The organism is Streptomyces sp. SID5785, from assembly GCF_009870065.1.
Lineage (GTDB): Bacteria > Actinomycetota > Actinomycetes > Streptomycetales > Streptomycetaceae > Streptomyces.
Genome location: NZ_WWIA01000206.1, coordinates 1 through 13,704, shown reverse-complemented (window position 1 = coordinate 13,704; position 13,704 = coordinate 1). Strand labels below are relative to the sequence as shown.

The window sequence follows — 13,704 nt, the reverse complement described above, 5'->3', positions numbered from 1 at the left end:
AACCTAGGGGCTTGGCGTGAGGCCCGGCAAGAGGTGAGACTCACGTCATGCCGGACGAACCACCAGACGACCCCGCGCCGGAACCCGTCGGCCGCCGCGTGCTGCGGCTGCGCACCGACCGCGGACTGACCCAGCGTCAGGTCGCCGAACCCGCCTACACCCCCGCGTACATCTCCACCCTGGAGGCGGGCCGCGTGCGCCCCTCCGAGGCGGCGCTGCGCCACATCGCCGCCCGGCTCGGGGTGAGTTACGAGGAACTGGCCACGGGCCGGCCCGCCCGGCTCGCCACCGACCTGCGGCTGCGCCTGACCGAGGCCCGGCGCGCGCTCGCCACCGGCGCCGCGAGCGAGGCCGCGGGCCGCTACGCCGAACTCGCCGCGGAGGCCGAGCGGCACGGGCTGACCGCCGAACGCGCGTCAGCCGAACTCGGCCGCGGCGAGTGCGCCCTGGAGACCGGCGAACTGGCCGTCGCCCGGCGCCACTTCGACACCGCGGACGAACTCCTGACCGGATCCGGCGCCGCGCTCCCCCAGCGCGCCCCCGTCATCCGCGCCCGCGCGCTCGCCCACTACCTCTCCGGCTCCCTGCGCTACGCCTGCTACCTGCTCGAGTCCGCGCTGGACGAGCTGAACACCGGCGGCCTGCACGACCCGGACGCGCTCGTGCTGCTCTACACCGCCTCCATCGCCCCGTACATGGACATGGGCGCCCACGCGCGGGCCGCCCAGGCCGCGGAACTGGCGCTCTCGCTCGCCCCGCGCGTGGGCGACCCGGCGCTCGTCGCGCAGATGCACCGCTCGGTGGCCCGCACCCTGCTCGCCGAGGGCCGGGTCGAGGAGGCCGACGCGTCCCTCGCCAAGGCCGGCGAGCTCTACCGGCAACTGCAGATCCGCACCGAACTGGCGCACTGCCACTGGATGCGCGGCTACGTGCACGCACAGGCGGGCCGGCTCGTCGACGCCGAGCGCGAGCTGCGCACCGCCCGCGACATGCTCTCGGCCAAGCGCGCCGCGCTCTACACCCAGCAGGTCGAGGTCGAACTGGCCGACGTGCTGCGCGGACTCGGCCGCACCGACGAGGCGGCGGTGCTGCTGCGCTCGCAGCTCGGCGCGATCGGCCCCGAGCGCGGCGCCGTGCACGCGGCGGGCGCCAACCGGCTGCTCGGCCTGATCGCCCAGGACAACGGCGACACCGAGGCCGCCGAGGAGCACTACGTGAGCGCGCTGAGCCTGCTGGAGCGGGCGGGCGCGGCCGGCGACCTGGCCGACCTGTGCCGGCTGCTCGGGGACCTGTACCGGCGCACCGGGCGGATCGAGGCCGCCCTCGACACATACCGCACGGGCCTCGGCCACCGGGCGGCGCCGGGCACCACGACGCTCGGGCCGGCCCCGGCCCGGCCGCCGCTGTGAGCCGCCGCCCGGGGCGGTGCAGGGCGGGGTGCGGGCCGTCGCGCAAAAGTTATCCACAGGCTGGGGACCTCTCCGGCACGATGTCGGTGCGGCCGGGCACCATGGGGGCATGACTGAGAGCAACGGGTCCGCGCTGCCGGACTGGGAGAAGCGCTTCCGCGCGCCGCGGGTGTCCCTGCCGGACTGGGCCGAGGACGCCCCGCACCGCTCCCTGTTCGTGTCGAACGCGACGGGGACCTACGAGCTGTACGCGTGGGACAGGGCGACGGGCACCCGGCGCCGCGCCACGGACCGGGCGAACGGGACGACGGACGGCGTGCTGTCCCCCGACGGCGCCTGGATCTGGTGGTTCGACGACACCGACGGCGACGAGTTCGGGATCTGGCGCCGCCAGCCCTTCGAGGGCGGCCCGGACACCGAGGCCGTCCCCGGCCTCGCCGCCTCCTACCCGGCCGGGCTCGCCCTGGGCCGCGACGGGCACACCGCGGTCGTCGGGCGCTCCACGGACGAGGACGGCACGACCCTGCACGTCGTCGCGCCCGGCGCCGACGCCCCCGCGGAGATCTACCGCCACCGCGAGTCGGCCGGCGTCGGCGACCTGAGCCACGACGGCACGCTCATCGCCGTCGAGCACACCGAGCACGGCGACGCGATGCACGCGGCGCTACGCGTGGTCCGCCTCGACGGCACACCGGTCGCCGAGCTCGACGACACCAAGGGCGGCACCGAGGAGCTGGGCCTGGAGGTCCTCGGCTTCGCCCCGGTCGACGGCGACACCCGGCTCCTCGTCGGCCACCAGCGGCACGGCCGCTGGGAGCCGATGGTGTGGGACGTGACGGCCGGCACCCAGACCGACCTCGCGCTCGACCTGCCGGGCGACGTGTCGGCGGAGTGGTACCCGGACGGCTCGGCGCTGCTGATCGCGCACAGCTTCGAGGCCCGCGCCGACCTGTGGCGCTTCGACCTCGCGACCGGCACGCTGAGCGCGGTCGACACCCCGCGCGGCACGGTGTCCGGCGCCTCGGCCCGCCCCGACGGCAGCGTCGAGTACCTGTGGTCCTCGGCCGCCGAGCCGCCGGTCATGCGCTCCACGACGGGCGAGGTCGTCCTCGACCCGCCGGGCTTCACGGCGCCGCCCTCGGTCCCGGTCGAGGACGTGTGGGTGGACGGCCCGGGCGGGCGCGTGCACGCCCTCGTCCAGCGGCCGCCCGGCACCGAGGGCCCGCTCCCGACCGTCTTCGAGATCCACGGCGGCCCCACCTGGCACGACTCGGACGCCTTCGCGGCGGGCCCGGCCGCCTGGCTCGACCACGGGTACGCGGTGGTCCGGGTCAACTACCGCGGCTCGACCGGCTACGGCCGGGAGTGGACCGACGCCCTCAAGCACCGCGTCGGACTGATCGAGCTCGAGGACATCGCCGCGGTGCGCGAGTGGGCCGTCACCTCCGGGCTCGCCGACCCCGAGCGGCTGGTCCTGGCGGGAGGCTCCTGGGGCGGCTATCTGACCCTGCTCGGCCTCGGCACCCAGCCGGGCGCCTGGGCGGTGGGCCTGGCCGCGGTCCCCGTCGCCGACTACCCGGCGGCGTACGAGGACGAGATGGAGGCCCTCAAGGCACTGGACCGCACCCTGTTCGGCGGCGCCCCCGACGAGGTCCCGGACCGGTACACGGCCTCGTCCCCGCTCACCTACGTCGACGACGTGAAGGCCCCGGTGCACATCTCGGCGGGGCTCAACGACCCGCGCTGCCCGATCCGCCAGATCGACCACTACGTGGACAGACTCGCGGCGCGCGACGCGGTGCACGAGGTGTACCGGTACGACGCGGGGCACGGCTCGCTCGTCGTCGAGGAGCGCATCAAGCAGGTCGCCCTGGAGCTGGACTTCGTCCGGCGCCATCTCCCGTAGGGCGCCCCGCACGACGGGTCCTTTACATCGGACCCGGGCGGGGGCCGCGGTACGGGTCCGCACACCGGACCCGTACCGTGGACGGCGTGTACCGGTTCCTGCTGACCCCTCGCTGGTGGGGGATCAACATCTTCGTCCTGCTGGCGATCCCCGTCTGCATCTTCATGGGCTCGTGGCAGCTCAGCCGTTTCGAGGACCGGGTGCAGGACCACCGGTCCGTGACGGAGCAGACCGCGGCGAACAAGAAGGCGAAGGCCGCGCCGCTCGCCTCCCTGCTGCCCGTCGACAAGAAGACGTCCGGCCGGCAGACCACGGTGACCGGGCACTACGACCGGCAGTTCCTGGTCCCGGACCGGGACCTCGACGGCCGCACCGGCTTCTACGTCGTGACGCTGCTGCGCACCGACGGCTCGGCCGGTGCCGACGGCGGCCGGGCGCTCCCGGTGGTCCGCGGCTGGCTGCCCGGCACCGCCTCGGCCGCGAAGGCGCCCGCCCCGCCGAAGGGCGAGGTCACCGCGGTCGGCTCGCTCCAGGCCTCGGAGTCCGCGGGGGCGAACGGGGTGTCGAACGCGGGCGGTCTGCCCGCCGGCCAGGTCGGCGTGATCAGCGCCGCGTCCCTGGTGAACCTGGTGCCGTACGACGTCTACGACGCGTGGGTCACGCTCGACACGGCGGACGGCGCGATGACCGCGGTGCCCGCCACCACGCCGCAGGGCAGCGGCCTGGACCTCAAGGCGTTCCAGAACCTCGGGTACACGGGCGAGTGGTTCGTCTTCGCGGGCTTCGTGCTCTTCATGTGGTTCCGCCTCGTGCGCCGTGAGGCGGAGGCCGTCCGCGACGCCGCACTCGGCCTCGTCCCGACCGGGGACGCCGGAGACGCCGGAGACACGGGGGACACAGGCGACACCGAGTCCGAGGGGACGACGCCCGAGCCCGCACGCTGACGGCACGGCGGCGGCGGGCCTATCAGGAGGCGGGCAGCACGCCCGTCTTGTAGATCGTGCCCGCGCAGGCGTCGGAGATGGTCGCGCCCGCGCTGGGCGCCCCCGGCTCCGCCGTGTGCTCGACCACGACCCTGCCGTCGTCGGGATCGTCCGAGCCGAGCTGCGTGGAGAGGCCCGAGTCGGTGCTGTCCTGCTGCCCGTTCCCGGTGTCCTGGCTCGGCGTGGGGGACGGGGACTCGGTGCCGCCGTTGCCCGTACCGCCGTCGCCACCGCCGCTGCCGCCCGTCGACGGGCACTGCCCGGACGGCACCCAGGCGAAGCGCACCTCGTACGCCATGCCGGGCTCCAGGATGAGCTGGCCCGGCTCGGTGGACGGGTCGGGCAGTCCGGTCGCCGCGTCGCCCGACGTGTGGTCGACGATCGCGACCCGGGTCGGGTCGGCGGCGCCCTGCGCGAGGGTGGAGACGGTGCCCGGGTTGTCGACCGTGCAGTTGCCGTCCGACACGTTCGTGACGCGGAAGGAGCCGTAGACCTTGCCGCTCGCGTCCGGCGCGCCCACGTCGGAGACGGGGGTGCCGAGCTCGCTCGCGTCACACACCGGGGAACTGGCGGCGGCCGTGCTGCCGGTGCCGGGCCGGTCCGTGGCGGCGCCGCCGGAGTCCTTGCCCTTGCCGCCCCCGTGCTCCTTGCCGGTGTCCTCGCCCTTTCCCTTGGCGTGGCCCGACCTGCCGTCACCGGCCTTGCCGGAGCCGCTGCCGGCCGTCTTGCCGGCGTCGACGCCGCCGTGCGTCGCCTCGCTGTTGCCCGCGATGCTGGGGCGGTCCTTCGCCGAGCCCGTGTTCGTCACGTGCAGCACCGCGGGGACCGCCATCGCGACGAAGACTCCGGCGGCGATGGCACCGACGGCGGCCTGCCGCTTGCGGGCCCGGCGGGCGGGCACGGCCCGGCGCAGCTGCTCCAGCGCCTCCTCGGACGGCGGCGCGATGTCCGACACCGCCTGCCGCATCATGCGGCGCAGCGCCAGCTCGTCCTCCGCGAGCGCGGGGCCGTCCTCGGGTCCGTCCTGTCCTGCGTGCACCGCGTTTCCTGCGTGTCCTGCGTGTCCCACCTGTTCCGCGCGTTCTGCGTGTTCTGTGTGTTCTGTGTGCTCGGTCCGGCCGGGATCGGGGTCGTGCCCCCCGGTCCCCTGCGCGGGGCGCTCGCGGCGCCCGCCGCCGGGCTGCTGCTCCGGTTCGTGATCGCCGAACCGTTCCTTCGGTGTGCGGTCCGCGGGACTCATACCGGCGCCTCCATGGCGACGCGCAGCGCCGCGATGCCACGGGACCCGTACGCCTTCACGGAGCCCAGGGAGATCCCGAGCGCCTCGGCGACCTGGGCCTCCGTCATGTCCGCGAAGTAGCGCAGGACGAGGACCTCGCGCTGACGCCGCTGGAGCCCGCGCAGCGCCTTCTTGAGCGCGTCCCGCTCCAGCAGGTCGTACGCGCCCTCCTCGGCGCTCGCCATGTCCGGCATCGGCTTGGTGAGCAGCTTCAGGCCGAGGATGCGGCGGCGCAGCGTGGAGCGCGACAGGTTCACGACGGTCTGGCGCAGGTAGGCCAGCGTCTTCTCCGGGTCGCGCACCCGTTTGCGCGCGGAGTGCACGCGGATGAAGGCCTCCTGGACCACGTCCTCGCAGGAGGCCGTGTCGTCGAGGAGGAGCGCCGCGAGCCCCAGCAGGGACCGGTAGTGGGCGCGATAGGTCTCGGTGAGGTGATCGACTGTGGTGCCTGCCGCCATCGCGTCGTCAGCGCCCGACGCCTGTGCCGGGACGGACGCCGGACGTGCCGCGGGCATGGGCGCGATCACCGGCATCCCGCCGGCCGTGCCCGCCCGGGGCCGGCGTACACCGAGGGGAGGCCGCAGGGCTGCTGCGCCCCGTGCCTGTACCGCTGTGAAGTCGAGTACCTCTGCCACGCTTGTTGGACACGCTTCCCCCCGTCAGGGTTGTACGCCTCCGGCGTCCGATGTGCGACAGATCCCGCCACCGTCCCGGATGACGCCGTGCCCCGTGCCGACATGCGTACCTGCTCTTCCCCTACGCCTCGATGCCTCGCGCTCCGAGGCCACCGAAAGGCGACCGCAAAGACGCTCCCCGCCCTGCGTGCGGTTGCAGGACGGGGAGGAAAATCTTCGGAACCACGAGCGTGCGAGCGCTCGCCCAGTGGTCTGGACCGATGCCCTCACAGAACTCACACAGATCCTACGTTTTGAAAGGCATAAGGGAAGAGGGTGACCGTAATACGAACACCCGAATCCCGTGGTCGGACGCAGGAGGAACCGCGCCCGTCCGGACGTTTCGGGTCAGATGCCTGCTGTGTGCGTTTCCGTACACCCGCACACGGCCTACGCCGCGAACTCGGCCGCGATCAGCTCCGCGATCTGCGCGGTGTTCAGCGCGGCCCCCTTGCGCAGGTTGTCGCCGCAGACGAACAGCTCGAGCCCGCTCGGGTCGTCCAGCGAGCGCCGCACCCGGCCCACCCAGGTCGGATCGGTGCCCACCGCGTCGGCCGGCGTGGGGAACTCACCGGCGGCCGGATTGTCGAAGAGCACGACCCCCGGGGCCGTCGCGAGGATCTCGCGGGCCCGGCCCACGGTGACCTCGCTCTGGAACCGGGCGTGGACGGTCAGCGAGTGCGTCGTGACGACCGGGACGCGGACACACGTGACGGCCACCGGCAGCTCGGGCAGCCCGAGGATCTTGCGGGACTCGTCCCGCACCTTCATCTCCTCCGAGGACCAGCCGTCCTCGCGCAGCGAACCGGCCCACGGCACCACGTTCAGCGCGACCGGCTCGGGGAACGGGCCCGTCGCGTCGCCCACCGCCCGCCGCACGTCACCGGGGCTCGTCCCCAGCTCGGTACCGGCGACCAGGGCCAGCTGCTCGCGCAGCGTCTCCACGCCGGCGCGGCCGGCGCCGCTCACCGCCTGGTACGAGGAGACGACCAGCTCGCGCAGGCCGAACTCGGCGTGCAGGGCGCCGATCGCCACGATCATCGACAGCGTCGTGCAGTTCGGATTCGCGACGATGCCGCGCGGGCGCACGCGCGCGGCGTGCGGATTGACCTCGGGGACGACCAGCGGCACGTCCTCGTCGAGACGGAACGCCGCCGAGTTGTCGACGACCACGACGCCCTTGGACGCGGCGATCGGCGCCCACTGGGCGGACACCTCGTCCGGCACGTCGAACATCGCGACGTCGACCCCGTCGAAGACGGACTCCTCCAGGGCGTGGACCTCGACCTCCTCGCCGCGCACCGCGAGCTTGCGGCCCGCCGAGCGCGCCGAGGCGACCAGCCGGATCTCACCCCAGATGTCCGCGTGCTGCGACAGGATCTGGAGCAGCACGGCACCGACGCTCCCGGTCGCTCCCACGACCGCGAGCGTCGGACGCCGCACGGAGCTGGTGGCCATCAGCGGCCGGTGCCCCCGTAGACCACGGCCTCGTCGGACTCGGAGTCCAGGCCGAAGGCGGAGTGCACGGCGCGGACGGCCTCGGTGACGTCGTCGGCGCGCGTCACGACCGAGATGCGGATCTCGGAGGTCGAGATGAGCTCGATGTTGACGCCGGCGTCGCTGAGCGCCTCGAAGAACCCGGCCGTGACACCCGGGTTCGTCTTCATACCGGCGCCCACGAGGGAGATCTTGGCGATCTGGTCGTCGTAGCGCAGCGACGCGAAGCCGACCGCGTCCTTCTGCTTCTCCAGGGCGTCGATGGCCTTGCGGCCCTCGGTCTTGGGGAGCGTGAAGGAGATGTCGGTCAGGCCCGTCGACGCCGCCGACACGTTCTGCACGACCATGTCGATGTTGATCTCGGAGTCGGCGATGGCGCGGAAGATCTTCGCGGCCTCGCCGGGCTTGTCCGGGACACCCACGACGGTGACCTTCGCCTCGGAGGTGTCGTGCGCGACTCCGGAGATGATCGCCTGCTCCACGGGCTCTTCCCCTTGCTGCTTCTTGATCGGCTCGTTGCTGACCCAGGTGCCCTGCAGTCCGCTGAAGGAGGACCGCACGTGGATCGGGATGTTGTACCGGCGGGCGTACTCCACACAGCGGTGGAGCAGCACCTTGGACCCGGAGCTGGCGAGCTCCAGCATGTCCTCGAAGGAGATCCAGTCGATCTTCCGCGCCTTCTTCACGACGCGCGGGTCGGCGGTGAACACACCGTCGACGTCCGTGTAGATCTCGCAGACCTCCGCGTCGAGCGCGGCGGCGAGGGCGACGGCCGTCGTGTCCGAACCACCACGGCCGAGGGTCGTGATGTTCTTGCCCTCCTGGCTGACGCCCTGGAACCCCGCGACGATGGCGATGTTGCCCTCTTCGATGGAGGTCCGGATGCGCCCCGGGGTGACGTCGATGATCCGGGCTTTGTTGTGGACGGAGTCGGTGATGACGCCTGCCTGGCTGCCCGTGAACGACTGGGCCTCGTGGCCCAGGTTTTTGATCGCCATGGCCAGCAGTGCCATGGAGATCCGCTCTCCGGCGGTCAGCAGCATGTCGAATTCGCGCCCGGCAGGGATCGGCGATACCTGCTCGGCGAGATCGATCAACTCATCCGTCGTGTCACCCATCGCGGACACCACGACAACCACCTGGTTGCCGTTCTTCTTGGCGTCGACGATGCGCTTGGCGACCCGCTTGATGCCCTCGGCATCTGCAACGGAGGAGCCTCCGTACTTCTGCACGACAAGGCCCACGTGCGCTCCTCGCTCAGTCCGTCTGTCACCGCTCGTACGTATGCGCACGGCGGTCGGCTCAGTCTAACGAGCGGCCGAAATCCGCCCCGGCCATATCGCATCGTGAGATGTCCCGCTCACGAAGTGATCGCCGAGTTTCACAGTGCCGACCGGCCGCTCCGCTCGGGCGCATGCCCAGCCCTCACCGGCGGCAACCGGGAAAGTGGGCCAGGTCACTTCACCGGGCGCAGCCCCAGCGGACCCGCCAGCTCCTCGGCCATGACCTGCCCGGCCTCCTCCTCGAGCGTGCCCTCGGTGCCGCTGAGGTCCTCGTCGGTGTCCAGCCCGTCCAGGTCGTCCAGCGGCTGGTTCAGCCGGACGTGGGCGACCAGGGACTGCAGCGCGCGCAGGGTCGCGGAGGCCGTGGAGCCCCAGTTCGAGAAGTACGAGAACTGCCACCACCACAGCGCCTCGGTCACCCGGCCCGCGCGGTAGTGCGCCATGCCGTGCCGCAGATCCGTGATCACGTCCGCCAGATCGTCCGAGATCCGGGCGGCGACCGGCGCCTTGCGCGGCTCGTACGGGTCGAAGACCTCCGAGTAGACGTCCACCGGGTCCAGCATGCGGGCGAGCCGCTGACGCAGCTCGTCGGCCTGGTCGGCGGCCTCCTCCGGACCCAGGTCCGGCTCGTAGCGCTCGTCCGGCAGGATGTCCTCGTGCGCGCCCAGCCGGCCGCCCGCGAGCAGCAGCTGGGAGACCTCGAGAAGCAGGAACGGCACGGCCGAGTCCGGCTCGTCACCCTTGGCGACCTCGGTCACCGCGACGATGAAGGACTCGATCTGGTCGGAGATCTGGACGGCGAAGTCGTCCGGATCCTGAGCGGTGGCGTGCAGCGTGGCGTCAGACATCTAGGAGTCGTCTCCCCTCGAAGGCACGGCCGAGAGTCACCTCGTCCGCGTACTCCAGGTCGCCCCCGACGGGGAGGCCGCTGGCCAGGCGGGTGACCTTCAGGCCCATGGGCTTGATCATCCTGGCGAGGTACGTGGCCGTGGCCTCACCCTCCAGATTCGGGTCGGTGGCCAGGATCAGCTCCGTGACCGTCCCGTCGGCCAACCGCGCGAGAAGTTCCCGTATACGCAGGTCGTCGGGGCCCACTCCCTCGATGGGGCTGATGGCGCCGCCGAGCACGTGGTACTTGCCGCGGAACTCCCGGGTGCGCTCGATCGCGACGACGTCCTTGGGCTCCTCGACCACGCAGATGACCGCGGGATCGCGGCGCGCGTCCCGGCAGATGGAGCACAGCTCCTCCTGCGCCACGTTCCCGCACGTGGCGCAGAAGCGGACCTTCGCCTTGACCTCCATCAGCGCCTGCGCGAGCCGGCGCACGTCCGTCGGCTCCGCCTGGAGGATGTGGAAGGCGATCCGCTGCGCGCTCTTGGGACCGACGCCGGGCAGTCTGCCCAGCTCGTCGATGAGGTCCTGGACCACGCCTTCGTACACGGATCACCTTTCCTGGCCTGCTGCTCCGGAGCCCGAGCCTGCTGCTCCGGTCACTGGGTACGTACGGTAGTCGGCGGTGCGTCTAGAAGGGGAGACCCGGGATGCCGCTGCCGCCGCCGAGACCCTGGGCGAGCGGGCCGAGCTTCTGCTGCTGGAGCGTCTGCGCGTTCTCGTTCGCCGCCTGGACCGCCGCGACCACCAGGTCGGCGAGGGTCTCGGTGTCCTCCGGGTCGACCGCCTTGGGGTCGATCACGAGGCCCCGCAGCTCGCCGGAGCCCGTGACGGTCGCCTTGACGAGGCCGCCGCCGGCCTGCCCCTCGACCTCGGTGCGCGCCAGCTCCTCCTGCGCCGCGGCGAGGTCCTGCTGCATCTTCTGGGCCTGCTGGAGCAGCTGCTGCATATTGGGCTGGCCACCACCGGGGATCACGATCAGCTCCTGGTCCTGTTGTGTGTACTGCTGTGTGTACTGCGGTTGCGTTTCCGGGTTGCGCGTTCTGCGGCGGTTGCGCATTCTGCGGCTTCTGTGCGTGCTCCGCGGAACGTCAATGCCTACAAACCGAGCCTACGTGGTCCGGGGGTCGGCCGCCCCGGCACCTGGCGCTGCACTCTTTCGAGTGAGAGGGCCGAGCCCCCTATACCTGATGAAGGCCCCCTTCTGAGCGGATACCCCTCGAAAACGGGAACAGGGCCACCCATTGGGCGGTAGGAAGATGCTGCACATTCAGCCCCATCCGTAACCAGCCCAGGGAGTGCCGGGTGAGTCAGCCGGAGATGCAGCCCGAGGGTCCGTCGCAGGCGGACCCCGGCGAGGGCGGGGCACGCACCGGCGACCTCCCCGGGCGGGCGTTCCCGCTCGGCGACTGGGGCGAGCCCGCCGAGCGCCTCGACGAGCTGTACCGCTGGGTCGAGCAGGGCGCCCTGCGCACCGCCTCCTGGTACCTCACCGACCGGGTCCACAAGCGGCGCGGCGCCCGGGCCCTGCGCGGCGGCGCGGCACTCGGCGCGATCGGCGGCGGCGCCCTGCCGCTGCTCGACCTCACGGACGTCTCCCCCGGCAGCGCACCCTGGGGCTATCTGGCGCTGCTGCTCGCGGTGGCCTGCGTGGTCGCCGACCGGTACTTCGGACTGACCTCGGGCTGGATAAGGGACGTCGCCACGGCGCAGGCCGTGCAGCGACGCCTCCAGGTGCTGCAGTTCGACTGGGCCTCGGAGAGCGTCCGGGAGGTGCTCGGCCCGGCCGAGGGCACCGCCAGCGAGGCCGCCGAGCGCTGCCTCTCCGTGCTGCGCCGCTTCTCCGAGGACGTCACCGAGCTGGTCCGTGCCGAGACCGCGGACTGGATGGTCGAGTTCCGCTCCGGTCCGGCGCCGCTGGCCATGCAGGCCTCGGTCCCCGGCCCGGCCCGGCCCGCCGAGCCGCCGCACCCCGGCCGCTTCCCGCTCCCACCGGGCGCCCGGCCGAACATGCCGCGGCAGCGGCCGCCGGAGCCGCGCTGAGTCTTGAGCTGAGTCCTGAGGGGTGCGCCCGGCGCCGTTGGGGCGGTGTTGGGGCGGTGGCGTGGGCCGCGAGGGCCGGTGGGGGCGTCCCCTAGGCTGGCAAGTCCGTACCAGCCACCGCCTGCCCGCCAGCCAGCCGAACCGGGAGACCCGATCCGTGCCAGTCTCCGACGGACCCGCCGTCACCCGCAGCACCCTGCGCCAGCAGATCGCGGACGCCCTGCGCGACGAGATCCTGGCCGGGCGGCTCTCCCCCGGCCAGGAGTTCACCGTCAAGGAGATCGCCGAGGGGTACGGGGTCTCGGCCACCCCGGTGCGTGAGGCGCTGGTCGACCTGACCGCGCAGGGCCTGCTCGACTCCGCCCAGCACCGCGGCTTCCGGGTGCACGAGTACTCGCTCGCCGACTACCGCTCCATGATCGAGGCCCGCAGCCTCGTCACCGACGGCATCTTCCGCGGCCTCACCGAGAACCCGCCGGACGACCCGCGCGCCCCCGCCGCCCTGGCCGGCGTACGGCGCCGCGGCGAGGAGGCCGCCCGGGCCGCCGGGGCCGGTGACCTGAACGTACTGATCGGCTACGACCTGCGCTTCTGGCGCGAGCTGTCCGCCCTCTTCGGCAACCCGTACCTCTCCGACTTCTTCCACCGGCTGCGCGTGCAGTCCTGGATGTGCGCGGTGCCGCACCTGCGCCGGGCCGGAGACCTGCGGGGCCGGCTCTGGTCCGGGCACTGCGCGCTCGTGGACGCGCTCGGGGACCGGGACGCCGCCGCCGCGCACACGATCGTCGCCGAGTACAACACGGACTCGCTCGCCCTGATCGAATCGCTCTCCCAGGGCTGAACCCCCGCCCCCGACGGGTACCTGCAAGGCAGGGCTGCACCACGGCGCGGCCCATTACGCTGACCCTCACCGGAAACCCCCGGTGCGAACGGTGCCCCGAAGGAGCCCTCTTGGCCTGTGACCTGTGGCTGGTCCCCCTCGTCGACGTGCTGTGCCACAGCCCCGACAATCCCTTCGCCGAGGAACTCGCGCTCTACGACAAGGTGTTGCACGAGGCAGGGCTGCCGCCGGTGCCGGTCTACTCGTACATGCCGGGCCTGTCCGGTGACGTGGCGCCGGTCGCCGGGTTCGACTACGACGCGCTGCACTTCCTGCGCCGGGCCTACCTGCTCCAGCTGTGCGGGCTCGAAGTGACGCCGGTCGACGAACTGGGCGGTGACTACGAGCAGTTGCTGGAGATGTTCGAGTCGACGGCCCAGGGGTCGCACCTGGTCTGGCACTACGACCACGCGGGCGCGTACGTGCCCGTGGACTTCCCGGCGCCGCTGTCCGACGACGACCTGCTCGCCGGGGGCGGACCGCTCGGGTCCTCGCACGCGCTGCTGCGGGAGCTGGAGTTCGTGGCACCGGCCATCGGGATCGACCCGGCGAACCCGCCCGTGCCGCCGGCGCCTCCGGCGGGGCCCACGGAGCTGGAGGAGCCGGCCGCCGGGCCGCCCGTGGGGGGTGGGCCGTTCGCGCGGGAGCGCCACGTCTGGCTCGGCCTCCATCAGGCTGCCACGCGCAGCCTGGCGCAGGGGTCGATGATCATCTTCAGCTGACGGCGACTCCGTCGGGGGCGGGCCGTCGGGCCTCGGCCGGGTCGCGGTTCCGCCGGGGCGGTGGGCACCCGGCGCCGGGGCTGCGACTACGCCGCGGGGCGAGTGATGGTGCCCCGTCAGGGGCGCGGGGAACTGCG

Annotated in this window: 13 protein-coding genes; 6 read left to right on the top strand and 7 right to left on the bottom strand. The window is 72.8% G+C overall.

Features of this window, described 5'->3' with window-relative positions; all coding sequences use genetic code 11:
• The first annotated feature begins 47 nt into the window (after positions 1-47).
• The 3 genes from GTW43_RS06160 (at position 48) to GTW43_RS06150 (ending at position 4,259) form a co-directional block, all read left to right on the top strand.
• Positions 48-1,409 (top strand): helix-turn-helix transcriptional regulator, encoded by a 1,362-nt coding sequence (locus tag GTW43_RS06160; protein WP_161300600.1) that lies wholly within the window; start codon positions 48-50, stop codon positions 1,407-1,409.
• 109 nt (positions 1,410-1,518) lie between these two features.
• Complete coding sequence (locus tag GTW43_RS06155) at positions 1,519-3,315, top strand: prolyl oligopeptidase family serine peptidase (protein ID WP_161300599.1); 1,797 nt, start codon at positions 1,519-1,521, stop codon at positions 3,313-3,315.
• An 86-nt stretch (positions 3,316-3,401) separates the two neighbouring features.
• Positions 3,402-4,259, top strand: a complete 858-nt coding sequence (locus GTW43_RS06150) for an SURF1 family protein (protein WP_161300598.1) — start codon at positions 3,402-3,404, stop codon at positions 4,257-4,259.
• Between the two features lie 22 nt (positions 4,260-4,281).
• Here GTW43_RS06150 and GTW43_RS06145 read toward each other — a convergent pair whose 3' ends face one another.
• The 7 genes from GTW43_RS06145 to GTW43_RS06115 form a co-directional block, all read right to left on the bottom strand.
• The gene (locus GTW43_RS06145; protein ID WP_161300597.1) at positions 4,282-5,337 is read right to left on the bottom strand and encodes a hypothetical protein; all 1,056 of its coding nucleotides are present in this window, start codon (positions 5,335-5,337) and stop codon (positions 4,282-4,284) included.
• Positions 5,338-5,534: 197 nt separating this feature from the next.
• Positions 5,535-6,212 (bottom strand): SigE family RNA polymerase sigma factor, encoded by a 678-nt coding sequence (locus tag GTW43_RS06140; protein WP_161300596.1) that lies wholly within the window; start codon positions 6,210-6,212, stop codon positions 5,535-5,537.
• Between the two features lie 429 nt (positions 6,213-6,641).
• Entirely contained in the window at positions 6,642-7,709 is a 1,068-nt protein-coding gene (locus GTW43_RS06135) for an aspartate-semialdehyde dehydrogenase (RefSeq protein WP_161300595.1), read from the bottom strand.
• The gene (locus tag GTW43_RS06130) at positions 7,709-8,992 is read right to left on the bottom strand and encodes an aspartate kinase (RefSeq protein ID WP_161300594.1); all 1,284 of its coding nucleotides are present in this window, start codon (positions 8,990-8,992) and stop codon (positions 7,709-7,711) included. The genes GTW43_RS06135 and GTW43_RS06130 overlap by 1 nt, the downstream gene beginning before the upstream one ends.
• 212 nt (positions 8,993-9,204) lie before the next feature.
• Positions 9,205-9,879: a DUF5063 domain-containing protein gene (locus GTW43_RS06125; RefSeq protein ID WP_161300593.1), complete on the bottom strand. Its 675-nt coding sequence runs from the start codon at positions 9,877-9,879 to the stop codon at positions 9,205-9,207.
• Complete coding sequence (recR, locus tag GTW43_RS06120) at positions 9,872-10,471, bottom strand: recombination mediator RecR (protein WP_161300592.1); 600 nt, start codon at positions 10,469-10,471, stop codon at positions 9,872-9,874. Before recR ends, GTW43_RS06125 begins: the two co-directional genes overlap by 8 nt.
• Before the next feature lie 82 nt (positions 10,472-10,553).
• The gene (locus GTW43_RS06115) at positions 10,554-10,898 is read right to left on the bottom strand and encodes a YbaB/EbfC family nucleoid-associated protein (protein ID WP_161300591.1); all 345 of its coding nucleotides are present in this window, start codon (positions 10,896-10,898) and stop codon (positions 10,554-10,556) included.
• A 329-nt stretch (positions 10,899-11,227) separates the two neighbouring features.
• On the opposite strand from GTW43_RS06115, the gene GTW43_RS06110 reads away from it, so the two are divergent.
• The 3 genes from GTW43_RS06110 (at position 11,228) to GTW43_RS06100 (ending at position 13,567) form a co-directional block, all read left to right on the top strand.
• Positions 11,228-11,965, top strand: a complete 738-nt coding sequence (locus GTW43_RS06110) for an SLATT domain-containing protein (protein WP_343245917.1) — start codon at positions 11,228-11,230, stop codon at positions 11,963-11,965.
• A 157-nt stretch (positions 11,966-12,122) separates the two neighbouring features.
• Positions 12,123-12,806 (top strand): GntR family transcriptional regulator, encoded by a 684-nt coding sequence (locus tag GTW43_RS06105; RefSeq protein ID WP_161300590.1) that lies wholly within the window; start codon positions 12,123-12,125, stop codon positions 12,804-12,806.
• 110 nt (positions 12,807-12,916) lie between these two features.
• Positions 12,917-13,567 carry a hypothetical protein gene (locus tag GTW43_RS06100; protein WP_161300589.1) on the top strand — a complete coding sequence of 217 codons (651 nt, stop codon included), beginning with the start codon at positions 12,917-12,919 and terminating at the stop codon, positions 13,565-13,567.
• Positions 13,568-13,704 lie beyond the last annotated feature (137 nt).

Bases quoted from the DNA above. Each gene is read 5' to 3' on its own strand.
- GTW43_RS06135 (WP_161300595.1), bottom strand. From the start codon at position 7,709: ATGGCCACCAGCTCCGTGCGGCGTCCGACGCTCGCGGTCGTGGGAGCG.
- GTW43_RS06160 (WP_161300600.1), top strand. From the start codon at position 48: ATGCCGGACGAACCACCAGACGACCCCGCGCCGGAACCCGTCGGCCGC.
- GTW43_RS06125 (WP_161300593.1), bottom strand. From the start codon at position 9,879: ATGTCTGACGCCACGCTGCACGCCACCGCTCAGGATCCGGACGACTTC.
- GTW43_RS06155 (WP_161300599.1), top strand. From the start codon at position 1,519: ATGACTGAGAGCAACGGGTCCGCGCTGCCGGACTGGGAGAAGCGCTTC.